26 protein-coding genes are annotated in these 22,951 nt (G+C 65.9%); 14 read left to right on the forward strand and 12 right to left on the reverse strand.

What is annotated here, in order from left to right:
* Window positions 1-24: 24 nt before the first annotated feature.
* Both sucD and sucC read right to left on the reverse strand, forming a co-directional pair.
* Window positions 25-918, reverse strand: coding sequence for a succinate--CoA ligase subunit alpha (sucD, locus tag AC0IYU_RS03165; protein ID WP_435437361.1), 894 nt, complete (start codon window positions 916-918; stop codon window positions 25-27).
* 10 nt (window positions 919-928) lie between these two features.
* Window positions 929-2,095, reverse strand: a complete 1,167-nt coding sequence (sucC, locus tag AC0IYU_RS03170; RefSeq protein WP_472112936.1) for an ADP-forming succinate--CoA ligase subunit beta — start codon at window positions 2,093-2,095, stop codon at window positions 929-931.
* Between the two features lie 215 nt (window positions 2,096-2,310).
* Between sucC and argC the strand changes: the two genes are divergently transcribed.
* Window positions 2,311-3,234 carry an N-acetyl-gamma-glutamyl-phosphate reductase gene (gene argC, locus AC0IYU_RS03175; protein ID WP_472112939.1) on the forward strand — a complete coding sequence of 308 codons (924 nt, stop codon included), beginning with the start codon at window positions 2,311-2,313 and terminating at the stop codon, window positions 3,232-3,234.
* 24 nt (window positions 3,235-3,258) lie between these two features.
* On the opposite strand, the gene AC0IYU_RS03180 is transcribed toward argC, so the two are convergent.
* A complete protein-coding gene (locus tag AC0IYU_RS03180; protein WP_472112941.1) occupies window positions 3,259-4,002 on the reverse strand; it encodes a hypothetical protein in 744 nt (247 codons plus the stop codon).
* Between the two features lie 189 nt (window positions 4,003-4,191).
* Here AC0IYU_RS03180 and yiaA point away from each other — a divergent pair, with 189 nt between their 5' ends.
* Window positions 4,192-4,629, forward strand: a complete 438-nt coding sequence (gene yiaA / locus AC0IYU_RS03185; protein ID WP_435486747.1) for an inner membrane protein YiaA — start codon at window positions 4,192-4,194, stop codon at window positions 4,627-4,629.
* A gap of 28 nt (window positions 4,630-4,657) precedes the next feature.
* Here the strand turns inward: yiaA and AC0IYU_RS03190 are convergent, their stop codons facing one another.
* Together AC0IYU_RS03190 and AC0IYU_RS03195 are read right to left on the reverse strand one after the other, a co-directional pair.
* On the reverse strand, window positions 4,658-5,500 hold the full coding sequence (locus AC0IYU_RS03190; protein WP_472112944.1) for an IclR family transcriptional regulator: 843 nt from the start codon (window positions 5,498-5,500) through the stop codon (window positions 4,658-4,660).
* Window positions 5,501-5,510: 10 nt separating this feature from the next.
* Window positions 5,511-6,281 carry an SDR family oxidoreductase gene (locus AC0IYU_RS03195; protein WP_472112947.1) on the reverse strand — a complete coding sequence of 257 codons (771 nt, stop codon included), beginning with the start codon at window positions 6,279-6,281 and terminating at the stop codon, window positions 5,511-5,513.
* A gap of 238 nt (window positions 6,282-6,519) precedes the next feature.
* On the opposite strand from AC0IYU_RS03195, the gene AC0IYU_RS03200 reads away from it, so the two are divergent.
* The 8 genes from AC0IYU_RS03200 to AC0IYU_RS03235 are packed head-to-tail and all read left to right on the forward strand — an operon-like array spanning window position 6,520 to window position 12,900.
* On the forward strand, window positions 6,520-7,176 hold the full coding sequence (locus AC0IYU_RS03200) for an RraA family protein (protein ID WP_472112950.1): 657 nt from the start codon (window positions 6,520-6,522) through the stop codon (window positions 7,174-7,176).
* A 7-nt stretch (window positions 7,177-7,183) separates the two neighbouring features.
* Entirely contained in the window at window positions 7,184-7,519 is a 336-nt protein-coding gene (locus AC0IYU_RS03205) for a UxaA family hydrolase (RefSeq protein ID WP_472112953.1), read from the forward strand.
* 16 nt (window positions 7,520-7,535) lie between these two features.
* Entirely contained in the window at window positions 7,536-8,798 is a 1,263-nt protein-coding gene (locus tag AC0IYU_RS03210; protein WP_472112956.1) for a UxaA family hydrolase, read from the forward strand.
* Window positions 8,799-8,853: 55 nt separating this feature from the next.
* Window positions 8,854-9,537: an amino acid ABC transporter permease gene (locus AC0IYU_RS03215; RefSeq protein WP_435486740.1), complete on the forward strand. Its 684-nt coding sequence runs from the start codon at window positions 8,854-8,856 to the stop codon at window positions 9,535-9,537.
* A 22-nt stretch (window positions 9,538-9,559) separates the two neighbouring features.
* Entirely contained in the window at window positions 9,560-10,216 is a 657-nt protein-coding gene (locus AC0IYU_RS03220) for an amino acid ABC transporter permease (protein ID WP_435486739.1), read from the forward strand.
* Window positions 10,200-10,928 carry an amino acid ABC transporter ATP-binding protein gene (locus tag AC0IYU_RS03225; RefSeq protein ID WP_472112958.1) on the forward strand — a complete coding sequence of 243 codons (729 nt, stop codon included), beginning with the start codon at window positions 10,200-10,202 and terminating at the stop codon, window positions 10,926-10,928. Before AC0IYU_RS03220 ends, AC0IYU_RS03225 begins: the two co-directional genes overlap by 17 nt.
* Window positions 10,929-10,963: 35 nt before the next feature.
* Entirely contained in the window at window positions 10,964-11,785 is an 822-nt protein-coding gene (locus AC0IYU_RS03230; protein WP_472112961.1) for a transporter substrate-binding domain-containing protein, read from the forward strand.
* A 5-nt stretch (window positions 11,786-11,790) separates the two neighbouring features.
* Window positions 11,791-12,900, forward strand: a complete 1,110-nt coding sequence (locus AC0IYU_RS03235) for a mandelate racemase/muconate lactonizing enzyme family protein (protein ID WP_472112964.1) — start codon at window positions 11,791-11,793, stop codon at window positions 12,898-12,900.
* Between the two features lie 19 nt (window positions 12,901-12,919).
* On the opposite strand, the gene AC0IYU_RS03240 is transcribed toward AC0IYU_RS03235, so the two are convergent.
* The 3 genes from AC0IYU_RS03240 to recA are packed head-to-tail and all read right to left on the reverse strand — an operon-like array spanning window position 12,920 to window position 14,957.
* Entirely contained in the window at window positions 12,920-13,348 is a 429-nt protein-coding gene (locus AC0IYU_RS03240) for an SRPBCC family protein (RefSeq protein ID WP_435486736.1), read from the reverse strand.
* Window positions 13,329-13,790 (reverse strand): recombination regulator RecX, encoded by a 462-nt coding sequence (gene recX, locus AC0IYU_RS03245; protein ID WP_472112966.1) that lies wholly within the window; start codon window positions 13,788-13,790, stop codon window positions 13,329-13,331. Before recX ends, AC0IYU_RS03240 begins: the two co-directional genes overlap by 20 nt.
* Window positions 13,791-13,841: 51 nt before the next feature.
* The gene (recA, locus tag AC0IYU_RS03250; RefSeq protein WP_435437346.1) at window positions 13,842-14,957 is read right to left on the reverse strand and encodes a recombinase RecA; all 1,116 of its coding nucleotides are present in this window, start codon (window positions 14,955-14,957) and stop codon (window positions 13,842-13,844) included.
* Window positions 14,958-15,104: 147 nt separating this feature from the next.
* On the opposite strand from recA, the gene AC0IYU_RS03255 reads away from it, so the two are divergent.
* Both AC0IYU_RS03255 and AC0IYU_RS03260 read left to right on the forward strand, forming a co-directional pair.
* Window positions 15,105-15,590 (forward strand): MarR family winged helix-turn-helix transcriptional regulator, encoded by a 486-nt coding sequence (locus tag AC0IYU_RS03255; RefSeq protein WP_435486734.1) that lies wholly within the window; start codon window positions 15,105-15,107, stop codon window positions 15,588-15,590.
* 65 nt (window positions 15,591-15,655) lie between these two features.
* A complete protein-coding gene (locus AC0IYU_RS03260) occupies window positions 15,656-16,330 on the forward strand; it encodes a response regulator (RefSeq protein ID WP_435437344.1) in 675 nt (224 codons plus the stop codon).
* Window positions 16,331-16,364: 34 nt separating this feature from the next.
* Here the strand turns inward: AC0IYU_RS03260 and AC0IYU_RS03265 are convergent, their stop codons facing one another.
* The 3 genes from AC0IYU_RS03265 to AC0IYU_RS03275 all read right to left on the reverse strand — a co-directional run bounded on the left by AC0IYU_RS03265 (window position 16,365) and on the right by AC0IYU_RS03275 (window position 19,878).
* Entirely contained in the window at window positions 16,365-17,312 is a 948-nt protein-coding gene (locus AC0IYU_RS03265) for a hypothetical protein (protein WP_472112969.1), read from the reverse strand.
* Between the two features lie 253 nt (window positions 17,313-17,565).
* The gene (locus AC0IYU_RS03270; RefSeq protein WP_472112972.1) at window positions 17,566-18,558 is read right to left on the reverse strand and encodes an asparaginase; all 993 of its coding nucleotides are present in this window, start codon (window positions 18,556-18,558) and stop codon (window positions 17,566-17,568) included.
* On the reverse strand, window positions 18,559-19,878 hold the full coding sequence (locus AC0IYU_RS03275) for an MFS transporter (protein ID WP_472112975.1): 1,320 nt from the start codon (window positions 19,876-19,878) through the stop codon (window positions 18,559-18,561). It lies immediately after the preceding gene.
* A 233-nt stretch (window positions 19,879-20,111) separates the two neighbouring features.
* On the opposite strand from AC0IYU_RS03275, the gene AC0IYU_RS03280 reads away from it, so the two are divergent.
* Together AC0IYU_RS03280 and AC0IYU_RS03285 are read left to right on the forward strand one after the other, a co-directional pair.
* Window positions 20,112-21,011, forward strand: coding sequence for a LysR substrate-binding domain-containing protein (locus AC0IYU_RS03280; protein ID WP_472112977.1), 900 nt, complete (start codon window positions 20,112-20,114; stop codon window positions 21,009-21,011).
* A gap of 238 nt (window positions 21,012-21,249) precedes the next feature.
* Entirely contained in the window at window positions 21,250-22,692 is a 1,443-nt protein-coding gene (locus AC0IYU_RS03285) for a sensor histidine kinase N-terminal domain-containing protein (RefSeq protein WP_472112979.1), read from the forward strand.
* A gap of 9 nt (window positions 22,693-22,701) precedes the next feature.
* Here AC0IYU_RS03285 and AC0IYU_RS03290 read toward each other — a convergent pair whose 3' ends face one another.
* On the reverse strand, window positions 22,702-22,947 hold the full coding sequence (locus AC0IYU_RS03290; protein ID WP_472112982.1) for a sporulation protein: 246 nt from the start codon (window positions 22,945-22,947) through the stop codon (window positions 22,702-22,704).
* Between the last annotated feature and the right edge of the window lie 4 nt (window positions 22,948-22,951).

A 22,951-nucleotide genomic window follows, 5' to 3' on the forward strand; every position in this document is an offset into this window, starting at 1 on the left:
GCGGCCGGTGTCGTGGAGCGTCTCTTACAGACGTGCCTTGAGCAGCTTGGCCAGCTCGGAGAAGTTGCGCGTCACGGTGAAGCCGCACTCTTCCATGATGGCGAGCTTGGCATCGGCCGTGTCGGCGCCGCCCGAGATCAGCGCGCCGGCGTGGCCCATGCGCTTGCCGGGAGGGGCGGTGACACCAGCGATGAAGCCGACGACCGGCTTCTTCATGTTGTCCTTGCACCAGCGGGCGGCGTCGGCCTCGTCGGGTCCGCCGATTTCGCCGATCATGATGACGGCGTCGGTGTCCGGATCGTCATTGAAGGCCTTCATCACGTCGATGTGCTTCAGGCCGTTGATCGGGTCGCCGCCGATGCCGACTGCCGACGATTGGCCCAGGCCGATTTCCGTCAGTTGAGCCACGGCTTCGTACGTCAGCGTGCCCGAGCGCGAGACCACGCCGATGCGGCCCTTGCGGTGGATGTGGCCGGGCATGATGCCGATCTTGATTTCGTCGGGCGTGATCAGGCCGGGGCAGTTCGGGCCCAGCAGCAAGGTCTTCTTGCCGCCGGCCGCTTCCTTGGCCTTCATCTTGTTGCGCACTTCGAGCATGTCGCGAACAGGAATGCCTTCGGTGATGCAGATCGCCAGGTCCAGGTCGGCCTCGACGGCTTCCCAGATGGCGGCCGCTGCGCCTGCCGGCGGCACGTAGATCACCGACACGGTGGCGCCGGTCTGCGAAGCGGCTTCCTTCACCGAACCGAAGATCGGGATGTTGAAGATCGACTCGCCGGCCTTCTTCGGGTTCACGCCCGCCACGAAGGCGTTCTTGCCGTTCGCGTATTCCTGGCACTTTTCCGTGTGGAACTGACCGGTCTTGCCGGTGATGCCTTGGGTGATGACTTTGGTGTCTTTGTTGATGTAGATCGACATGACTTGTTCCTTAGGCCTTCTTGACTGCTGCCACGACCTTCTGGGCCGCGTCCGCCATGGTGTCGGCGCTGATGATCGGCAGGCCCGAATCGGCAAGCAGCTTCTTGCCTTCGACTTCGTTGGTGCCCTTCATGCGCACGACCAGCGGCACTTGCAGGTTCACGGCCTTGCAGGCCGCGATCACGCCGGTGGCGATGGTGTCGCACTTCATGATGCCGCCGAAGATGTTCACGAGGATGGCTTCCACGTTCTTGTTCTTCAGCATGATCTTGAAGGCTTCGGTGACCTTCTCGGGAGTGGCGCCGCCGCCCACGTCCAGGAAGTTGGCCGGCTCGCCGCCGAACAGCTTGATGGTGTCCATGGTGGCCATGGCCAGGCCGGCACCGTTCACCAGGCAGCCGATGTTGCCGTCCAGCGAGATGTAGGCGAGGTCGAACTTGGAGGCTTCGACTTCGGCCGCGTCTTCTTCGTCGAGGTCGCGCAGGGCCACGATTTCGGGGTGGCGGAACAGCGCGTTGCTGTCGAAGTTGAACTTGGCGTCCAGCGCCATGACGTTGCCCTTGCTGTCACGGTTGAGCGGGTTGATCTCGACCAGCGAGGCGTCCGTCTCCATGTAGCAGGTGTAGAGCTTCTTCAGGATGTCGACCGTTTGGGCGGTCGAGTCGGCCGGCATGCCGATGCCGTCGGCGATCTGCTTGGCCTGTTCGTCGGTCAGGCCCTTTTCGGGGTCTGCGAACACCGTGATGATCTTCTCGGGCGAGGAGTGGGCCACTTCCTCGATGTCCATGCCGCCTTCGCTCGAAGCGATGAAGGCCACCTTCTGGGTGGCGCGGTCGGTCACGGCGGAAATGTAGTATTCCTTGTTGATGTCGGCGCCGTCCTCGATGTACAGGCGGCGGACCTTCTGGCCTTCGGGGCCGGTCTGGTGCGTCTTGAGCTGCATGCCGAGGATTTCACCGGCGAGCTTCTTGACGTCTTCGATGGTCTTGGCGACCTTGACGCCGCCGCCCTTGCCGCGGCCACCCGCGTGAATCTGGGCCTTGATGACCCAGACCGGGCCTCCAAGTTTCTGGGCGGCTTCGACCGCCTCCTGGACCGTGTAGGCCGGAATGCCGCGCGGCACTGGCACGCCGAACTTGGCAAGGATTTCCTTGCCTTGGTACTCGTGAATCTTCATGAGGGATGTCTCTCGGAAGGAGGAGGTTGAGAACGGGAATCTGCGGGTGAGAGTGTTTCTGCTCTGTTGCTCGCGGGCGACGGCAGCCTGACGGCTGGGGGCGGCGAACAACCGCGGACTGTATCATGGTGCGCCGCACCAATACTGTACGTGGGGTTGCGGTCAATACGTACTTTCTTCTAGACCCCCTCCCCCGGAACACAGAGCACTCCACCATGGCCAAGGTTTTCATCGACGGCGAAGCCGGTACCACCGGCCTGCAGATTCGCGAGCGGCTCCAGACGATGCCCCAGATCGAACTCGTGAGCATCGCGCCCGAGCTGCGAAAGGACGTCAACGCCAAGCGCGACCTGATGGCCGGCGTCGACCTGGTGGTGCTGTGCCTGCACGACGACGCGGCGCGCGAGTCGGTGGCGCTCATCGACCAGTTGCCGGGCGCCAAGCCCAAGATCATCGACGCCTCCACGGCCCACCGCATCGCGCCGGGCTGGGTATTCGGCTTTCCCGAACTGGCCGAAGGCCACTGGCAGGCCGTGGCCAAGGCCGAGCGCGTCGGCAACCCCGGCTGCTACGCCACCGGCGCCATCGCCATGGTGCGCCCGCTGGTCGACGCAGGCATCCTGCCGGCCGACTTTCCGATTTCGCTGCCCTCCGTGAGCGGCTACTCGGGCGGCGGCCGGACCATGATCGAGGCCTACGAAAAGGGCGAGGCGCCCCTGTTCGAGACCTACGCGCTGGGCCTGAAGCACAAGCACATTCCTGAAATCATGGCCTACACCGGCCTGACCCGCCGCCCGGTCTTCATTCCGTCGGTGGGCAATTTCAAGCAGGGCATGCTGGTGCAACTGCCGCTGCACCTCGACCTGCTGCCCGGCAAGCCGAAGGCCGCCGACCTGCACGAAGCGCTGGCTGCGCACTACGCGAAGAGCAACACGCCCGAGCAGTTCGTGAAGGTGCTGCCGCCTACCGAAGACGGCAAGCTAGAGCCGCAGGCGCTCAACGACACCAACGAACTCGAGATCCGCGTGTTCCCGAACGAGGACCACCACCATGCCGTGGTCATCGCCCGCCTGGACAACCTGGGCAAGGGCGCCAGCGGCGCCGCGGTGCAGAACCTGAAGCTGATGCTGGCGCTCTGAGCGCCCGGCCTCGCTTCCCCTGGCTCAGTTGACGAGCCAGAGCCCCACGCCCAGCAGCGCCGCGTGCGCGCCCAGCGCGATGTACAGCGGCGTGCGCGAGGGCTCCGCCATGTCCTGCAGGGTTTCGTTGATGCGGCGCGTGAGCAGCGCACGCAGCGCCGGGTCCTGCACCGGGCCTTCGCCGGGTGAAACGACCGGCTCGCCATGCGCGGCACGGCTCTCCTGCCACTCGGCCATCATTTCGCTCAGCGGCAGCCGGTTGAGCACAAAGCCCACCACCGAACGCACCGCCTTGCCCTCGCCCAGCACGGGCGCGAGCTGCTTGCTCAGCGCATCGGCCGACAGCCAGTCTGCCGCGCGGTGCAGCGTGCCGTGGGCGCGCGGCATCGCCTCGATGCGGGCGGCAATCGCGCCGGACAGCCGCTGCGACACCGCCTCGCCGCGCGCCGCGACCAAGTGCTGCATCGCGCGTGCGCGCCCTTGCGCCACACCCAGCATCACGTAGACGACCACGAACAACAGCAGCAAAAACGCCACCAGCACCGACGGCGTGGTGATCAGCGCAACGATGGCGCCCGCACCGCCGGCCCGCGCCGCGACGTTGCCCGGCCCATTCAGCTGGCTCAGGTAGAAAAAGAAGACGCCCCCGCCCAACACCACGCCGAGCAAACCGCCCTTGACGACGGAGCCGGCAAAAGCCAGCCCGGCCTTGGCGCCGGTGCGAACAAGGGACGGCTGGGCATCGGGACCGGTAGAACCTGTGGACATGCGGGAACTCCTCCAACTAATTTATTAATTCAGTTCCGCAAAGCACTTGGGATAGATGCGGATCGGTACGGATCGACGCTGAAAAATTCAGCAAATGCGAACAAGTGCAGCATCGCACACACGCGTTGGATCATGCCATCGGCCCGCTCCACCAGAATCGCCCTCCACAAACACAAAGGGAGGAATTCAATGGACCGCACATTTCAAAAACCCACGGGCGCCTTCATTGCGGCGTCCTGGACCGCGCTGCTCGCAGGCGCGGTCGCTTACCTGATCGGGCTCTGGAATGCCACGATGCAGCTCAATGAAAAAGGCTATTACTTCACCATCCTGACGTACGGCCTCTTTGCCGCCGTGTCATTGCAAAAGAGCGTGCGCGACCGGCTCGAGGGCACGCCCGTCACGGGCATCTATTACGGCCTGTGCTGGATTTCTATGCTGCTCGCCATCGGGCTGCTGGCTGTCGGCCTGTTCAATTCGACGCTGGCCCAGAGCGAAAAAGGCTTCTACGCCATGGCCTACCTGCTCAGCCTGTTCGGCGCCGTGGCGGTCCAGAAGAATGTGCGCGATCTCACGGCGCGCCGTACCGAGGCGCCATCGGCCGCGGAGATGCCCGAAGCCGGGTGACGCCCACCCCGCGCCCACGCCCCGCGGCTCACTCGTTGTCGTTGTAGCCGCTCGCCCCCATCAGCGCCGACAGCCGCGCGGCGATGTTGCCGACGATGCCGCGCACCTGCACCGCGTCGGGCGCCGACTTCTGGTCGATGCGCTCGATGTACGGCACGTTGATCGACGCGATCACGTGGTCGGCCGCACCCATCACCGGGTACGCGATGTTGGTGATGCCGCGCGTCTGCTTGCTCGGCATGGCCGAGTAGCCGCGCGCGCGCACCTCCTGAAGAATGGCGAACAGCTCGCCCGGGTCCATGTCGAGTTCGCCTTCCACGCCGATGTGGGCGCGCAGCATGCGGGCGCGGTCGATCTCGTCGCGAAACGCCAGCAGCACGTGGCCCGAAGACGTGTCCGTCAGCCCCATCACCACGCCCACCTTGAGCCCGAACGACCAGCGCTCCGGGCTCTCGACCTGCGCTATGACGACCACGCGCCCGCCCTGGTACATGGTCAGGTGGCACGACTGGCGCGCCCGGTTCGCCAGCTCGCGCAGCAGCGGCAGCGCGGCGCTCACCAGGCTTTTCAGCGGCTGCTGGCGGTGCGCCAGCTCGAACATGCGCAGCGTGAGCGTGTAGCGGTCGTTCTCGTCGACCTGCACGTAGCCGCGCCGCTGCAGGGTCACGGCCATGCGGAAGATCTCGCTGACCTTGCGCCCCACCTTCTGCGCCAGTTCGTTGAGCGTGTAGCCCCCGGGGCTGTCGGCCAGCGCCTCCAGGATGTCCAGCCCCTTCTCGAGCGCCGGCGCGGCATAGCGCAGCGCGCCCTCGCCCTCAGGCGCTGCCTCGTCCTGGCCCTGTTGTTCTTCCGGCGCTGGTGCTTGCTTCATTGTTCCCTGCTCAGTTCGACCATCCACCGTCGATCATATGGACCGCGCCGGTGGTGAAGGCCGACTCGTCGGACGCGAGGTAGACCACCAGCGCCGCGATCTCTTCCGGCTTGCCGACGCGCCCCAGCGGCTGGCGGGCCACGAAGGCGGCGCGGACCGTGGCCTCGTCGGCACCGGCCTGCTCGGCCTGCGCCGCGATGCGGTCGCGCAGCGAGGGCGACTCGACCGTGCCCGGGCAGATGGCGTTGCAGCGTACGCCCTGCTGGATGAAGTCGGCCGCCACCGCCTTGGTCAGCCCGATCACCGCCGCCTTCGAGGCGCCGTAGACGAAGCGGTTCGGCACGCCCTTCACGCTCGACGCGGCCGAGGCCATGTTGATGATCGAGCCGCCGCGCTCCAGCATCGCCGGCAAAAAGGCGCGGATGGTGCGGTACATCGACTTGGCGTTGAGGTCCATGCTGAAGTCCCAGTCGGCCTCCTCGCAGGCCAGGATGTTGCCGCTGTGCACGAAGCCGGCGCAGTTGAACAGCACGTCGAGCCGGCCCGCGGTCGGTGCGAAGGCCTGCAGTTCGGCGCTGTCGCGCACGTTGAGCGTGGCGGTCTTCAGGCCCGACAGGCCTTCTTCGTGGGCCAGCGCGGCGAGCTCGGCCAGCGCCGCCTCGTCCACGTCGGTGGCCCACACCGTGCCGCCTTCGCGCGCCAGCGCCAACGCGCTGGCGCGGCCGATGCCCTTGCCGGCGGCGGTGACGAGGATGTTCTTTCCCTGAACGCGTGAAGTCATTGCGCAATGTCCTTGAGTGAGTTGTCGGCTGTTTCGATGCACAAGTGAAATACATATTTCACTGATGAAATTGAATATACGCGACATATCCGCGCTGGCAGCCTCTCAGAAACCCGCGCTTGTCTGCCAATTCATTGGTAATTACCCTCGAATTGGCGCAAACCCCAGCCGCAATCGCGCACGCCGCTGCTAACCTTATTTCTGAAAATTAGTTTCACCTAAGAAAACGAAAGCCGCCATGCCTCACGATTCCGCACTGCTCCCTCGCCTGCAAGCCTGCTACACCGGCATCCTTCACGACGTGATGCGCGCGGCCGGCCTGCGCGACTTCACGCTGCCGCCCACGCTGCGCCCGCTGATCGCCGGCCAGAAGCTGTGCGGTCCGGCTTTCACCGTGAACGGCCGCGTCGACCCCACGGCCGATCCGCACGAGACGCTGATGGCCTGGACCGGCTTTCTCTCGCGCGCCAAGCCCGGCCACATCGCCGTGATCCAGCCCAACGACTCGACCGTGTCGCACATGGGCGAGCTCTCGGCCGAGACGCTGGGCCGCAAGGGCGTGCTGGGCGTGATCGCCGACGGCGGCGTGCGCGACGCCGAATTCATCCTGCAGCAGGGCTTCCAGGTGTGGCACCGCTACTTCACGCCGCGCGACATCGTGGGCTACTGGCTGCCTGACGCGATGGACGTGCCGGTGCGCATCGGCGAGGTCACGGTGAACCCCGGCGACCTGCTGCTGGCCGACACCGACGGCGTTGTGTGCCTGCCGCTGGCGCAGGCCGAGGCCATCGTCACCGAGGCCGAGCACATGATGGGCCGCGAGAACCTCGTGCGCACGGCCATCCTTGCGGGCACCGACCCGCAAGAGGCCTACCTGAAGTACCGCAAGTTCTGAGCGCCGGATGCCCCACACATCCTCCACGCCCGCCATCGACGCCCGGCTGGTGCTGCTCTCGCCGGCCGACAACTGCCTGATCGCCTGCACCCACCTGGCCGCCGGCACCGCCGTGCAGCTCGAAGGCGGCACGGTGGCGCTGGACAAGGACATCGGCCTGGGCCACAAGCTCGCGCGCCATGCCATCGCCGCCGGACAGCAGGTGCGCAAGTACGACGCCGTCATCGGCAGCCTGCGCACGCCGGTCGAGGCCGGCGCGCACATCCACACGCACAACCTCGACAGCGACTACACGCCCACCTACACGCTGGACGAGGGCAAGACCTTCGTCGGCCACGCCTGAGGCGCCCCACCTTCGCATGAACGGCATGAACACTCCCAACCCGCTCCAGATCCAGGGCTTCCCGCGTGCCGACGGCCGCAAGGGCATCCGCAACGTGGTGGTCGTGGCCTACCTCGTCGAGTGCGCGCACCACGTGGCGCGCGAGATCACGCTCAACTTTCGCCAGCAGGACGGTGAATCCGAAGTGCACCTCGTGGGCTTCCCCGGCTGCTATCCGAACGAGTACGCCGAACGCATGATGGAGGCGATCGCCACGCACCCCAACGTGGGCGCGACGCTGCTCATCTCGCTGGGCTGCGAGAGCATGAACAAGCGCAAGCTCGAGCAGGCCGTGGCGGCGTCGGGCCGGCCGGTGCACACGCTCACCATCCAGCAGAAGGGCGGCACGCGCAGCACCATCCGCGAAGGCACGGAATGGGTGCAATGGGCGCTGGCCGAGCTCGCGCAGCAGCAGCGCGTGCCCATGGAGCTGAGCGAGCTGGTGGTGGGCACCATCTGCGGCGGCTCCGACGGCACCAGCGGCATCACCGCCAACCCGGCCGTGGGCCGCGCCTTCGACCTGCTGATCGCGCAGGACGCGCGCTGCATCTTCGAGGAAACCGGCGAGCTGATCGGCTGCGAGTTCCACATGCAGCGCCGCGCCGCCACGCCCGAGCTGGGCCAGGCCATCGTCGACTGCGTGGCCAAGGCCGCGCGCTACTACAGCACCATGGGCCACGGCAGCTTCGCGCCGGGCAATGCGGATGGCGGCCTCTCGACCATCGAGGAGAAGTCGCTCGGCGCCTACGCCAAGAGCGGCGCCTCGCCCATCAACGGCATCGTGAAGCCCGGCGACGTGCCCGCGCAACCCGGCCTCTACCTGCTGGACGTGGTGCCCGACGGCGAGCCGCGCTTCGGCTTTCCGAACATCAGCGACAACGCGGAAATCGTCGAACTCATCGCCTGCGGCGCGCACCTGATCCTGTTCACCACCGGGCGCGGCTCGGTGGTGGGCTCGGCGGTGTCGCCGGTCATCAAGGTCTGCGCCAACCCCGACACCTACCGCCAGCTCGGCGAGGACATGGACGTGGACGCCGGCCGCATCCTCGAAGGGCGCGGCACGCTGCAGGAGGTGGGGCAGGAGATCTTCGACGCGGTGCGCAGCGTGGCGAACGGCGCGGCCAGCAAGTCGGAGGCGCTGGGCCATCGCGAATTCATCCTGACCTACAAGGCCTTCGAACCGATCGGGCCTGCGTGCCTGCCTATCGCCCAAGTGGCTCGCGTCGCGCACGCCGCCTGAGCGTCTTGCGCCGCGCCCTCCCCGCCTTTTTGCTGGCCTTCCGGAGCCCCCATCCTTGAACTACCAGTTCGACTTCGCGCCCGTGCTCGCGCAGTGGCCCTTGCTGCTCGACGGCGCCTGGACCACCGTGCAGCTGTCGTTCATTGCCACCGTGCTGGGCTTCGCGCTCGGCACGGCCTGTGCGCTGGGCCGCAACAGCCGCCATGGCTGGCTGCGCCACCTCACGGGCGGCTACGTGGAGGCGGTGCGCAACACGCCGCTGCTGATCCAGAGCTACTTCCTCATCTTCGGCCTCTCCAGCGCGGGCGTGACGATGCCGATCATGGTGGGCGCGGTGCTGGCGCTGGTGGTGAACATCGGCGCATACAGCTGCGAGATCATCCGCGCGGGCATCGAGTCGATCCACAAGGGCCAGCTCGAAGCGGCGCAGTGCCTGGGGCTGTCCAAGCTGCAGGTGTTCTGGCACGTGATATTGCGACCCGCCGTGGAGCGCGTGTACCCGGCGCTCGCGAGCCAGTTCGTGCTGCTGATGCTGGCCTCCAGCATCATGTCGTCGATCGGCGCGGAAGAGCTGTTCGGCGTGGCCAACCGCATCCAGTCGGACACCTTCCGCAACTTCGAGATCTTCATCGTGCTGTGGGTGGTGTACCTCGCGCTGTCGTACGCCATGCGCCTGGGCTTCTGGCTGCTGGGCATGCTGATCTTCCCGCGCCGGCGCAAGCTGGGCACGCCTCTGTGAGCCGGGCGAAAGAGGTTTCGACATGAGCTTCATGCCCATCGATCACTTCGGCTTCCTGTTGATGGGCGCGTGGGGCACGGTGCAGCTGTCGGCGCTCGCGTTCGTGGGGGGCGGGCTCATCGGCCTCGCGGTGGCGCTGGCGCGCGTGTCGCCGATCAAGGCCGTGCGCGTGGCCGCCGCGGGCTACATCCAGGTCATCCAGGGCACGCCGCTGCTGGTGCTCATGGGCGTGTGCTTCTTCGGGCCCAACATCGCGGGCATCGGCTCGGTGCCCGCGCTTGCCGCGGCGGCGCTGGCCATCACCATCTATGCGAGCGCCTTCCTCGGCGAGATCTGGCGCGGCTGCATCCAGTCGGTGCCGCGCAGCCAGTGGGAGGCGGCCGAATGCCTGGCGCTCACGCGCTGGGAGCGCATGCGCCGCGTGATCCTGCCGCAGGCGCTGCGCATCGCCACGCCGCCCACCGTGGGCTTCCTGGTGCAGATCATCAAGAACACGTCGATCGCATCGCTGGTGGTCGGCTATGCCGAGCTTTCCTACAACGCCAAGGTGCTGAACAACTCGACGTTCCAGCCCTTCCTGTATTTCGGGTGCGCGGTGGTGCTGTATTTCATTCTTTGTTATCCGCTCTCGCGATGGAGTCGCGCCCTTGAAAGGAAGCTCAATGCAGCCCGTGGTTGAACTGAACGAGGTCCACAAGCACTTCGGCAAGCTGCATGTGCTGAAGGGCGTGTCGTTCTCCGTCACGCGCGGGCAGGTGGTGGCCATCATCGGCCAGAGCGGCTCGGGCAAGAGCACGGCGCTGCGCTGCATCGACCGGCTGGAGACCATCGACAGCGGCACCATCCAGTGCTGCGGCCACGCGGTGCACGACAACGCGCTGAACCTGCGCGACCTGCGCCAGGACGTGGGCATCGTGTTCCAGAGCTACAACCTGTTCCCGCACCTCACGGTGAAGCAGAACATCACGCTCGCGCCCAAGTCGGTGAAGAAGATGAGCGGCTCGCAGGCCGACGCCGTCGCCATGGAAGTGCTGGAGCGCGTGGGCCTGGCCGAGAAGGCCGACGCCTACCCCGAGCAGCTCTCCGGCGGCCAGCAGCAGCGCGTGGCCATTGCGCGCTCGCTCGCGATGAAGCCCAAGCTGATGCTGTTCGACGAAGTCACCTCCGCGCTCGACCCGCAGCTCACCGGCGAAGTGCTCAAGGTGATGGAGAAGCTCGCGGCGGAGGGCATGACCATGATCCTCGTCACGCACGAGATGGCCTTCGCGCGCGGCGTGGCCGACAAGGTCATCTACATGCACCAGGGGCTGGTGTGGGAGCAGGGCGACGCCAGCATCCTCGGCAACCCGCAGACGGCCGAGCTGCGCGAGTTCATTGGCACCGGGCTTTGATTTTTTCTTCTTCAGACAACTCCAGGAGACTCTCGATGACTTCCCCCTTCTCGTTCCCGCGCCGCGGCGCCCTGCTCTCGGCGCTGATGCTCGCGCTGCCGCTGGCCTTTGCCGGCGCCTCGGCACACGCCGACCAGCTCGACACCATCACCGCCGCCAAGAAGATCCGCATCGCCATCGACCTCGCAGTGCCGCCCTACGGCCTGAAGGACGAGAAGCTCAACGCCACCGGCTCCGACGTGGAAACCGCGCGCCTGCTGGCCAAGAGCCTGGGCCTGGAGCTCGAGATCGTGCCCACCACCGGCGCCAACCGCATTCCGTTCCTGCAGACCGACAAGGCCGACATCGTCATCTCCAGCATGTCGGTCACGCCCGAGCGCGAGAAGGTGGTCGACTTCTCGGTGCCCTACGCCGCCATCCTGGCCGTGGTGGGCGCACCCAAGAGCATGACCATCACGGGGCCCGCCGATCTGGCCGGCAAGAAGGTGATCGCCACGCGCGGCACCACCAACGACCAGGAACTGACCAAGGTGCTGCCGGCGGGCGCGCAGGTGATCCGCTTCGACGACGACGCCACCTCCATCACCGCCGTGGTCAGCGGGCAGGCCGACATCTTCGCGACCGCGCCGCCGCTCTTGAAGACCATCAACGAGAAGAACCCGGCCAAGCAGATGGAGCCGAAGTTCACCATGAAGGTCAACTTCCTGGCCATCGGCATGCGCAAGAACGAGCCGCGCCTGAAGGCCAGGCTCGACGACTTCGTGAAGGCGCAGCTCAAGAGCGGCGAGCTCAACACCATCTACAAGAAGTTCCATGGCGCCGACCTGCCGGCCGACGTGACGCGCAACGGCGCCTGAGCACGATGGCAAAGATCGACCAGGTCGAAATCGCGCAGATCGACATCGCGCCCAAGGTCAAGCGCACCGACGCCATCCAGTCCTTCGTGACGCAGGAGACCGTGATGGTCACCGTGCGTTGCGACGACGGCTCCGCGGGCACGGGCTACACGTACACCATCGGCACGGGCGGATCGTCCATCGTGGCGCTGCTGCAAGACCACCTAGTGCCGCGCCTGATCGGGCGCGACCCGCAGCAGTACGAGGCCATCTGGCGCGACCTGTTCTTCCACACGCACGCCACCGCCGTGGGCGCCATCACCAGCTTGGCGCTGGCGGCCATCGACACCGCGCTGTGGGACCGCAATGCGCGCGCGGCGGGCCTGCCGCTGTGGCGACTGGCGGGCGGTGCGCAGCCGCGCGTGCCGGTCTACACGACCGAGGGCGGCTGGCTGCACATCGAGCCGGCGCAACTGGTGGAGCAGACGCTGGCCGCAAAGGCCGACGGCTTCCTGGGCGCGAAGATCAAGGTCGGCAAGCCGCACGTCGCGCAGGACATCGCGCGCCTGTCGGCCGTGCGCGAGGCCGTGGGCGCTGGCTTCGAGCTGATGGTCGACGCCAACCAGAGCTTCACCGTGGCCGAGGCCATTCGCCGCGCGCGCCAGTACGCGCCGCTCGACCTCGCGTGGTTCGAGGAGCCGATGCCGGCCGAGCATGTGCGCGGGCATGCGCAGCTGCTGGCGAGCACCTCGGTGCCGATTGCGGTGGGCGAGTCGATGTACCACCCTTCGCAGTTCGCGGAATACATCCAGCAGGGCGCCTGCTCCATCGTGCAGGCCGACGTGGCGCGCGTGGGCGGCATCACGCCGTGGCTCAAGATCGCGCACCTGGCCGAGGCGCACAACATCGCGATGTGCCCGCACTTTCTGATGGAGCTGCACGTGAGCCTGTGCGCTGCGGTGCCGAATGCGCGCTGGGTGGAGTACATCCCCCAACTCGACGACCTGACGACGAGCCGGCTGCGCATCGAAGGCGGCCACGCGGTGGCGCCGGAGACGCCGGGCCTGGGCATCGAATGGGATGCGGACCAGCTGAAGGCGCGGCGCAAGTTCGCGCCGATCGTGGTGCGCGGCTGAAGAAGCCCGGCCGCCTCGCTCAGGCTTCCAGCAGATTGCGCAGCGCCAGCAGGTCGCGCGCGATCCACTGCGCATCGCGCTCGAAGGCCGCGTCGTCCATGTGCGGCTGGCGCAGCAGCGTGAACTGCAGCTCGCAGGCGTCGGGCGCGACGCCGATCACGCGAAAGGGCAGGTAGACCTCGCTCACGCCTTCGGGCGTGACCCAGTGGTCGAGCACGCCGAAGTCGTTGCGCGGCGCGAAGCGCATGCGGGCGTCGCCGCTCTCGGGCGTGCGCACGATCCAGTGGTCGCCGTGCGGCACCAGCGCGCTCTTCGCCAGGCCGCTGGCCCAGTCGGGCAGCCGCTTCGGGTCGGCCGCCAGCACGTAGGCGCGGCGCCATTCGCAGGCCACGCGCAGCGTGATCACGCGGGAGGGCGCGCCGGGGTCTTCATTCGTCTGCTGTTTCATCGAAATCGCTCCTGAGGACCTTGGACACGACGGCGCCGGAGAAACCGCGCGCCATCAGGAACCGCATCTGCTTCGCTCGCGCCTTCGCATCGGCGGGCGGGGCGTCGAAGCGGCGGCGCCACAGGGCCGTGGCGCGTTCGACTTCCGTTTCCTGCAAGCTGGCCACCGCCTGCGCGATGGCCTCGGGCGCGATGCCCTTGGCCTGCAGCTCCTGCCTCACCCGCAGCGCGCCCGAACGGGCCGCACGCTGGTGGAGCACCGAGGCCACCACGCGCGGCTCGCTGATGAAGTCCTTGGCGGCCAACTCGTCGAGCGCCTTGGCCAGCGTGCCGGGCTCTTCTTCGTGCTTTGCGAGCTTGCGCTCCAGTTCCAGGCGCGAATGCTCGCGCTGGCTCAGCAGGCGCAGGGCGCGGCCTTTGAGGGAGGGGGCGTTGAATGCCATGCCGGGGTCGCTCGCGCGGCCCCGCATGAGGCCGCGGAGCCGCGCGGGGTCTTATTCGCCCTTGTCTGCCTTCTCGGCCTTGTCCGCCTTGGCGGCCTTCTGCGGCTTCTCGGGCGTGGCGCCGGCGTCGGCGGCCAGCAGCGGGATGCCCAGCGACTCGCGCACCTTGTTCTCGATCTCGCGCGACAGCTCGGGGTTCTCGCGCAGGAACTCGCGGGCGTTGTCGCGGCCCTGGCCGATTTTTTCGCCGTTGTAGGCGTACCAGGCACCCGACTTGTCGACGATCTTGGCGGTGACGCCCATGTCGATGATCTCGCCTTCGCGGCTGATGCCCTCGCCGAACAGGATGTCGAACTCCGCCGTCTTGAACGGAGGGCTGACCTTGTTCTTCACCACCTTCACCTTGGTTTCGTTGCCGATGGCCTCGTCGCCCTTCTTGATGGTGCCGATGCGGCGGATGTCCAGGCGCACCGAGGCGTAGAACTTCAGCGCGTTGCCGCCGGTGGTGGTTTCGGGCGAACCGAACATCACGCCGATCTTCATGCGGATCTGGTTGATGAAGATGACCATGCAGTTGGTCTTCTTGATGGTGGCGGTGAGCTTGCGCAGCGCCTGACTCATCAGGCGGGCCTGCAGGCCGGGCAGCGAGTCGCCCATTTCGCCTTCGATTTCGGCCTTGGGCGTGAGCGCGGCGACCGAGTCGATGACGATCAGGTCCACGGCGCCCGAGCGCACCAGCGAGTCGACGATTTCGAGCGCCTGTTCGCCGGTGTCGGGCTGGCTGATCAGCAGGTCGGACAGGTTCACGCCGAGCTTCTGGGCGTACTGCACGTCGAGCGCGTGCTCGGCGTCAACGAAGGCGCAGGTGCCGGCCTGCTTCTGCATGGAGGCGATGACCTGCAGCGTGAGCGTGGTCTTGCCCGACGATTCAGGGCCGTAGATTTCGATCACGCGGCCGCGCGGCAGGCCGCCGACGCCCAGGGCGATGTCCAGGCCCAGCGAACCGGTGGAGACCACCTGGATGTCCTCGAGCGCCTCGCCTTCGCCGAGCCGCATGATCGTGCCCTTGCCGAACTGCTTTTCGATCTGCGCCAACGCGGCCTGCAGGGCCTTGGCCTTTTCACTGTTGGCGACCGAGATGCTTGCGCCCTTGACAACTGCGTCCATGTGGAAATCTCCTTGAATATCAACGGTTTGTGTGAGGTTTCATCCGATCTGCTTTTAACCACAGGCTGGATGCTTGAACAGTAGTGTAGGGGCTCATTGGTTCGAGTAAACCCATTTTTTGATCAGTTTGCTTTACCATTTGGCGCCATGTCCGAAGCCGCTTTTCCGCCCGACACCGACGCCTGGCGCCAGACCCACCTGGGCCGCCTGCTCGGCCATGCCATGCGCCGTTTCGACGCGCGCGTGCTCGAACTGATGGCGCACGACGTCGACGTGCCGCTGGCGCTGTCGAACCTCGCGGCGCGCGCGCAGGTGAGCGCGGCGCACATCCACATCACGCGGCACCTGGCGCGCGAGGGCTCGCGCCTGACCGAACTGGCCGAGCGCGCGGGCATGACCAAGCAGGCGATGGGAGCGCTGGTCGACCAGTGCGAGGCCTGGGGCCTGGTCACGCGCGGGCCCGACCCGCTGGACGCGCGGGCGCGGCGCGTGCTGTTCACGGCCGACGGCCTGGCCTGGCTCGACGCCTTCCGAAGCGCGGTGACGCAAGCCGAGCGAGAGTTCAGAAACAGCGTGGGCAACGACATCGCCACCGTGGTAACCATCGGTCTGGAAGCCTATACGGCCGCGTAGACTCCGCCGCAGAGACAAATGTGAACGGCGCCGGCACGGCGCCCGAAACCGGCCGGAGGTGCCTCATGCGGATTCTGATTGCCGAAGACGACCAGGTGCTTGCCGATGCCCTGCTGCGCAGCCTGCGCACCTCGGGCGCGGCGGTCGACCACGTGGCCAACGGTTCGCAGGCCGACACCGCGCTCATGACCCATGACGAGTTCGACCTGCTGATCCTCGACCTCGGGCTGCCCGGCCTGCATGGCATCGAGATCCTCAAGCGCCTGCGCGCGCGCGGCTCGCAGCTGCCGGTGCTGGTGCTCACCGCGGCCGACAGCGTGGAAGAACGCGTCAAGGGCCTGGACCACGGCGCCGACGACTACATGGCCAAGCCCTTCAGCCTGCAGGAGCTCGAGGCGCGCGTGCGCGCCCTCACGCGGCGCGGCATGGGCACCACCAGCAACACCATCCGCCACGGCCCGCTGGTGTACGACCAGGGCGGTCGCGTGGCCACCATCGACGGCAAGATGGTCGAGCTGTCGGCGCGCGAACTCGGCCTGCTCGAGGTGCTGCTGCAGCGCGCCGGCCGGCTGGTAAGCAAGGACCAGCTGGTCGACCGCCTGTGCGAATGGGGCGAGGAGGTGAGCCTGAACGCCATCGAGGTGTACATCCACCGCCTGCGCAAGAAGATCGAGAAGGGCCCGGTGCGCATCGCGACGGTGCGCGGGCTGGGCTACTGCCTGGAGAAGATCCCGGGCTGAACCCTTCGGGCCCCTGCGCCTTGGCCGTTGCGCCTTACGGCTGCTTGCGCAGCGCCGCCGACAGGGTTGCGCCGGTGGTCGTCTTCACCATGAAGAAGATGCTGCGGAAATAGCCGTTGCTGTCGAAGTTGCCCGCGGGCAGCAACACGATGGCGGCGGGCCCCGAATAGGGCAATACGGCCGTGAGCTTGCAGGCATCCTTGCCGTCGGCATTGGCATCGACCGCGGTGAACTTCAGGCCGTACATGTTCTTGGAGGTGCCGGGCTGCGCCTGTGCGAGCGTGCCCGAGATGCTGCAGTTGCCGACTTGCACGCCGGCCGTGGTGCCCGTGAACGCGCCCGAGGCGTCGACGTCGATCGACAGGCCCACGCCAAAATTGCGGTCCGGGTTGGCCCACTTGCCGACCACGCTGTCCTGCGTGACCGCCAACGCGTTTTCCTTGATGTAGTCCAGCGGACCGAATGCCGAGGGCTCGCGCGTTCCGTAGGCGTAGGTGCCGCTCATCGTCTTCCTGGGTGCGAAGGTGCCCGAGCCCGTGACGGGCGAGGCCTTGATGAAGTAGTAATTCGTGTCGGGGTTGAAGGACCAGCCGAGGCCGTCGACCTTGATCGATCCCCACATCGTGCCGATGTGATCCTTGCTGGCAATCGATCCGTCGGCGCCGACCAGGGCGACATCGAGCAGCGAGAGGTAGATGCCTTCGCTGTCGTTGCCGGTCTGCGCGGTCGATCCGGGCTGGGGTGCGTCCAACGACGGCATCGGCTCGCTGCCCGGCACCGGATCGCGGTTCGGCGCGGGCGCCGGCGCGGGGGGTGGCGCGGGCGCAGGTGCCGGGGCCGCCGCAGGCAAGACCGGCAGCATCGGCATGCCGCCGCCCTCACCGCCTCCGCCGCCCCCTCCACAGCCCGCAAGGCCCGCGACACACACGGACGCGACGATCCACAACGGCTGCACGCAGCCGTTCAATGACTTGTTCTTCATGACTCACTCCCTGATGCTTTTTTGAATTGCAGAAACTGCACGCCGAGACTACAGCCGGGCCCCGCAGGGACGCCGCTGCGCGGGCTCACCACCACACCACTAAGTCACGCCCGGCGGAGATTTCTTGCCTGCCTCTGCGAACGGGGCGACCCGCAGCGGAGGAGCCGCGGCGCGCCGCTGTGCCACCGCGGTCGACGACAGCCAGCCGACTCTCCGCCGGCGGATGCGGCAAGAAAACCCGCCTCAGCACTGCTCAGCAATGCGCAGCATTGAGCTTCTGAAAAACCTCGCGAACGCTTGTTGCCCCGGCCCCCGGCACAAGCGTCAACAAGATCCTGGATTTCCTCGGGCAAAGAAATCCGGCCATCACCATCCCGTTGGCAGCAAGATCGATTTCTCCGCCCTTGTACCCATAGGTTTTCTCCGCTGTCGGTCCCGCGCCGGTCCTGGAGGACACGACGACCGGCATCTTCCTGGCCACCGCTGCAAGCGCATCGGCCCACTGCACGGACACGTGACCCGCTCCGAAAGCCCCGATCACCAAGCCGTCGTAGCCAGAATTCCCGACGTGCTCGATCAAGTCGGTATCGGCGGAAAGGGTGGCCTCGATCAATGCGACCTTCCGTGTGACCCGGGCCGGCGCTGGAAATGTCAACCGTGCAGCTGGCGGGCGGTAATAGCGAATGGCGTCTTCGATCAGCGCCCCGCACGCGCCAAAAATCGGGGACTCGAACGCCGCAACCGACAGGGTGTTGTTCTTGCGTATGCGTTTGGCCTCATGGACCTGATCGCTGAACGCGACCAGCACGCCCCGATGGCGACTTTCCCGCTCCAGGGCGACCAGCGCGGCCGTCCACAGATTGGCCGGGCCATCCGCGCCAGGCTGAGATGCGTTGCGCATCGCGCCTGTCAGAACCAGCGGCTTTTCGCTGTCCCACAGCAGGTCGAGGAAGAACGAGGACTCCTCCAGGGTGTCCGTTCCCTGCAGGATCACCACGCCGTCGGCGCCGCTGGCGACTTGCGTTTTCGCCCACTTCAGCACATCGAGCAGGATCGAGAAATCCAGCGACGCGCTGGGAAGAAGCTGGATGGTCTCGGCCCTGAAGCGCGCAACGCCTGCGAGCTGGGGAACCGTCAACAGCAACTCCTCCACCGAAAGGGTAGGCCTGACGCCGCTGTGCGCGGCCTGCGCCTGCATGCTGACAGTCCCGCCGATGGAGCCGATGGCGATGAGTGGAAGCGTCATTTATCTCGCTCCCTTTGGTCCGGCCATCACGCCCGGACGAACGACCAGCATGGCCAAGGCGCCCACCGCGGCTGCAACGGATGCCGCGACGAACATCGAGTCGTAGCCGTACTTCGCAACGAGCACGCCCGTCAGCGTGGGCGCGAGAACCACGCAGCTGTTGGCGAGGAAATGCGTGATGCCGCTGAAGGTGCCGACCCGGGACGACGGCACCGTGTCGATGACGACGGCCCAGAACACCGCGTTGGGCAGCGCATTCAGGGCATTGCCCAACGTCATCAATGCAATGACTGCCACCGCGCTGTCGGCCATCGAAATGGAGCCGAACACCAGCGCCGTGCAAACGAGCGACGCCGCGGCAAACCAGCTTCTCGCGATCCTGAGGCTGGACGTGCGCCGGTAGAGCCAATCCGAGAGCTTTCCACCCAGCAGGACGGTGAAACATGCGCCCACCCAGGGAATCATGCCCAGGTACCACAGCGAAGAAAGGCTGTAGCCGAAGTGGTCCTGCAGGTATTTCGGCGTCCATGTCAGCAGCAGAAAATTGACATAGATGTACGCGCCGTAGCCCAGGGCATTGAAGACGAGCGTGCTGCTGCGGAAAAATTTCCACCAGGGCAGTTCCTTGCCAGAGACGGATGCGCCCGGCTGGTTCTCTTGCTGGCGGCCCGCACGGATCAATGCGAGTTCTTCAGCGCTCACCCGGGAATTTTCCTCGGGGCGGCTCGTGAAGACGCGCATGAAGAAAACGAGGAACAGAAGCCCGCTCACCCCCAGGACGATCAACATCACGCGCCAGCTTCCGGTGAAGACCAGCAGGCCGACGGCAATGGGCGCGGTGAGCAGGGCACCCAACGGGGTGGAAAGCAATCCGATGCTCACCACGAGGCCGCGCTCGCTTTGGGTCGCCCAATTGGAATTGGTCTTGTTGATGATCGAATACGCCGGCCCTTCGGCCAGTCCGAAAAGTATTCGAATGCACGCAAATCCCGCCAAGGCGGACCCACCAAAGAACATCAGGCCGATTTCGCCGGCAAAGGCCGTCGCCACCTCGAAGATCGACCAGGCCACCCCGGCAATGATCCATACCTTTCGCGGCCCGAGGCGGTCCGCCATTGCGCCTCCGAACAGGGCACCGAACATGTAGCCATAGCCGAAATAGCCCATGACGGCACCCCAGGAGGCCTTGTCCAGGCCGTATTCCCTGATGATGTCTCCGGATGCATATGAAATTGCGCCCCGGTCAACATAGTTGATCAGTGCGAGAACAAACACCATGAAAAATATGGTGTATCTGTAATTTGGCGAACCTGCCTTCATTCCACCGGCCTCCATCTGAAAATCAAAATGAAAATGCCGCGCAGTGTCTACTTCTGGACGTCAACGCGGCTTTGAAAAAGCCGTCATTGTTTCGAACCCTTAATCACACGACAAAAATTAACCATTGCCGCCTATTAAAGGCGAAGAATCACTGAACGCAGCTTGTGTGCGGATTCTAAAAACAGGAATCTGACCCACAATCCACATTTTGGTTTTTTCAATGTGCACACTTCATGAACAATATGCCGACACCCGAAGATTTGAGGGTGTTTGTCGCCGTGGTTCGAAAAGGCGGTTTTTCTCTTGCGGCAAATGAAATGGGTACGTCGCCCGCCTACATCAGCAAGAGGATCCGCATTCTCGAGGAAATCTTAAATTGCAGGCTTTTTGCACGGACCACGCGCGTGGTGGCCATCACGCAGACAGGGGAGCGCGTCTATCGATGGGCCGAGAAAATACTGAACGACGTCAACCTCCTGTATGAGGAAATATCGGACCACAAACAGCAGCCTCGCGGCCCGATTCGCATCTGCAGCAGCTTCGGGTTTGGCCGAAATCACGTAGGGCCCGCAATTTCATCGCTGATGGACAGATATCCGCTTCTGAGCGTACGGTTCGAAGTCTTCAGCCACCTTGTGGATCTGGCGGAGCAGGGCTTCGACCTCGACATCAGAATTGGCGACGAAATTTCTCCGCAACTTATTGCAAAACGCCTTGGAAGCAATCACAGAATTCTCTGCGCCTCGCCGTCTTATCTGAAAAAATTTGGCGCGCCCGCTTCCATCACGGAATTGGAACTGCATGATTGCCTGATCATCAAGGAGCGCGACCACCCATTCGGGATTTGGCGTCTTTGTGGTGCAGCCGGAGAAGAATCCGTCAAGGTCAAAGGAAAACTCTCGACGAATCACGGTGAGATAGCGGTTGCCTGGGCTATTGAAGGCCACGGCATCGTGCTGCGTTCGGTATGGGATTTGAATCCTCATATCGACACCGCCCAGCTGATTCAGGTGCTTCCGGCCTATTCGCAGCCGGCCAATATCTGGGCCGTCTATTCCGAGCGCGCCGACAATTCCGCAAAAATATCCGCCGCGGTCGCATTTTTTTCGGACTACTTCTCGAAGTTCGAGTGAGGCTTCCCCCATTGAACTGCAGGCACCGGCGGTACGAACACATTCGCGCCGCCCTTCGAGCGGATCACGAGCAATGCGGGCGCGGGCACCTGCGTGTCGGTGCGCCCTGGTACCTCTGCATTGCGGAAACTTCGCACCGAAGCTACAACCGGTCGCCCTCCTCAACGGCACGCAGCCCTTGCGGATCAGCACCTTCGTTCATGCGCGTCAGCGTTGTTTCGTCCAGCCAGGAAGCCCCTTGAAGCTCTTTCAGCGCGCCCAGCGTTCTCTTTTCGGCGAAATCCTCGACTGGATGCTCACCCCGCTGCTGCTGCTCGTGCCCGTGAGCATCGGCGTCACCTGGCTGGTGGCACAGGGCATCGCCAACGCACCGTTCGACCGCGCGCTCGAGCACAACGTCAAGGCGCTGGCCGAACTGGTGACGGTGAAGGACGGGCAGACGCAGTTCGTGCTCTCGCAGCCCGCGCGCGAGATCCTTCGCGCCGACAACGCCGGCCACGTGTACTACCAGCTGCTCGATGGTCATGACACGCTGCTCAGCGGCGATCGCGAACTTCCGATGCCCGGCCTGGACGAGCCGCTGCCGCCCGGCCAGGTCTTCCTGCACAACAGCGCCCTGCACGGCAAGGAGGTGCGCGTGGCCTCCCTGTGGATCGCCAGCGGCAGCGACGACGTGCCGCCCACGCTGCTGCAGCTGGCCGAGACGCGCGAGAAGCAGTCGGTGCTGGCGGCCGAGATCATCAAGGGCGTGCTGCTGCCGCAGTTCGCGATATTGCCGCTGGCGGTGCTGCTGATCTGGCTGGCGCTGGTGCGCGGCATCAAGCCGCTGTCGGTGGTGGAGGCGCGCATCCGCGAGCGGCGCCCAGGCGACCTGAGCCCGCTGGACGAATCGTCGGTGCCGCTGGAGGTGGTGCCGCTGGTGTCGTCGGTGAACGAGCTGCTCGACAAGCTCAACGACTCCATCGGCACGCAGAAGCGCTTTCTGGCCGACGCGGCGCACCAGCTGAAGACGCCGCTGGCGGGCCTGCGCATGCAGGCCGACCTGGCGCAGCGCGAAGGCGCCAATGCCGACGAACTGAAGCAGTCGCTCAAGCAGATCGGCCGCGCCAGCAAGCGCGCCACGCACACGGTGAACCAGCTGCTGTCGCTGGCGCGCGCCGAAGGCAACAGCGCCCACGCGCACCACCAGCCCTGCGACCTGGCGCGGCTCACCATCGAGGTGGTGCGCGAGGCCGTGCCGCGCGCGATCGAGAAGCGCATCGACCTGGGCTACGACGGCGCGGAGGCCGGCGCGCCCGGCGTGGTGTTCGACGGCAACGTCACGCTGCTGAAGGAGCTGGTGCGCAACCTGGTGGACAACGCGATCAACTACACGCCCTCGACGCCCGAGCGCCCCGGCCTGATCACCGTGCGCGTGCTGGCCGACCCCTTCGGCCATGTGCAGCTGCTGCAGGTGGAGGACAACGGCCCGGGCATCGCCGAGACCGACCGCGAGCTGGTGTTCGAGCCGTTCTATCGCGTGCTCGGCAACGAGGCCGACGGCTCGGGGCTGGGGTTGCCGATCGTGCGGGAAATTGCCAACCAGCACCGTGCGCGGGTGAAGCTGGAGGATGCGCATCCGGGCAAGCATCCGCCGGGGGCGCTGTTCACGGTGCGCTTCGAGGGCGAAGCGGCGCCTTGAGCCGCGGCGTCAGGGCGAGGGCGCTTGGGCTGGCGCCGAGGCGGGCGCGGGTGTCGATGCGGGCACGGCCGCGGCCGGCTTGACGTCCTTGCGGATCTGCAGCCACTCGGGGTGGATCTGGCGCGCAACGCGCTGCGGCTCGCGTTCGTACAGGCTCGCGGGCGCCAGGCCGAAGCCGGCGAGATCGCCGCGCGTCCACAGGAAGTAGCCGGCGTTGGCCAGCAGCAAGACGACGAGCAGTGCGCGCAGCTTCATGCCG

Source organism: Variovorax sp. AC103, from assembly GCF_979254005.1.

Bases quoted from the DNA above. Each gene is read 5' to 3' on its own strand.
- yiaA (WP_435486747.1), top strand. From the start codon at position 4,192: ATGGACCGCACATTTCAAAAACCCACGGGCGCCTTCATTGCGGCGTCC.
- AC0IYU_RS03265 (WP_472112969.1), bottom strand. From the start codon at position 17,312: ATGAAGAACAAGTCATTGAACGGCTGCGTGCAGCCGTTGTGGATCGTC.
- AC0IYU_RS03225 (WP_472112958.1), top strand. From the start codon at position 10,200: ATGCAGCCCGTGGTTGAACTGAACGAGGTCCACAAGCACTTCGGCAAG.
- AC0IYU_RS03270 (WP_472112972.1), bottom strand. From the start codon at position 18,558: ATGACGCTTCCACTCATCGCCATCGGCTCCATCGGCGGGACTGTCAGC.
- recA (WP_435437346.1), bottom strand. From the start codon at position 14,957: ATGGACGCAGTTGTCAAGGGCGCAAGCATCTCGGTCGCCAACAGTGAA.
- AC0IYU_RS03220 (WP_435486739.1), top strand. From the start codon at position 9,560: ATGAGCTTCATGCCCATCGATCACTTCGGCTTCCTGTTGATGGGCGCG.
- AC0IYU_RS03275 (WP_472112975.1), bottom strand. From the start codon at position 19,878: ATGAAGGCAGGTTCGCCAAATTACAGATACACCATATTTTTCATGGTG.
- AC0IYU_RS03190 (WP_472112944.1), bottom strand. From the start codon at position 5,500: ATGAAGCAAGCACCAGCGCCGGAAGAACAACAGGGCCAGGACGAGGCA.
- recX (WP_472112966.1), bottom strand. From the start codon at position 13,790: ATGGCATTCAACGCCCCCTCCCTCAAAGGCCGCGCCCTGCGCCTGCTG.
- AC0IYU_RS03255 (WP_435486734.1), top strand. From the start codon at position 15,105: ATGTCCGAAGCCGCTTTTCCGCCCGACACCGACGCCTGGCGCCAGACC.
- AC0IYU_RS03200 (WP_472112950.1), top strand. From the start codon at position 6,520: ATGCCTCACGATTCCGCACTGCTCCCTCGCCTGCAAGCCTGCTACACC.
- argC (WP_472112939.1), top strand. From the start codon at position 2,311: ATGGCCAAGGTTTTCATCGACGGCGAAGCCGGTACCACCGGCCTGCAG.
- AC0IYU_RS03230 (WP_472112961.1), top strand. From the start codon at position 10,964: ATGACTTCCCCCTTCTCGTTCCCGCGCCGCGGCGCCCTGCTCTCGGCG.
- sucD (WP_435437361.1), bottom strand. From the start codon at position 918: ATGTCGATCTACATCAACAAAGACACCAAAGTCATCACCCAAGGCATC.
- AC0IYU_RS03260 (WP_435437344.1), top strand. From the start codon at position 15,656: ATGCGGATTCTGATTGCCGAAGACGACCAGGTGCTTGCCGATGCCCTG.
- sucC (WP_472112936.1), bottom strand. From the start codon at position 2,095: ATGAAGATTCACGAGTACCAAGGCAAGGAAATCCTTGCCAAGTTCGGC.
- AC0IYU_RS03235 (WP_472112964.1), top strand. From the start codon at position 11,791: ATGGCAAAGATCGACCAGGTCGAAATCGCGCAGATCGACATCGCGCCC.
- AC0IYU_RS03205 (WP_472112953.1), top strand. From the start codon at position 7,184: ATGCCCCACACATCCTCCACGCCCGCCATCGACGCCCGGCTGGTGCTG.
- AC0IYU_RS03180 (WP_472112941.1), bottom strand. From the start codon at position 4,002: ATGTCCACAGGTTCTACCGGTCCCGATGCCCAGCCGTCCCTTGTTCGC.
- AC0IYU_RS03280 (WP_472112977.1), top strand. From the start codon at position 20,112: ATGAACAATATGCCGACACCCGAAGATTTGAGGGTGTTTGTCGCCGTG.
- AC0IYU_RS03290 (WP_472112982.1), bottom strand. From the start codon at position 22,947: ATGAAGCTGCGCGCACTGCTCGTCGTCTTGCTGCTGGCCAACGCCGGC.
- AC0IYU_RS03195 (WP_472112947.1), bottom strand. From the start codon at position 6,281: ATGACTTCACGCGTTCAGGGAAAGAACATCCTCGTCACCGCCGCCGGC.
- AC0IYU_RS03210 (WP_472112956.1), top strand. From the start codon at position 7,536: ATGAACGGCATGAACACTCCCAACCCGCTCCAGATCCAGGGCTTCCCG.
- AC0IYU_RS03240 (WP_435486736.1), bottom strand. From the start codon at position 13,348: ATGAAACAGCAGACGAATGAAGACCCCGGCGCGCCCTCCCGCGTGATC.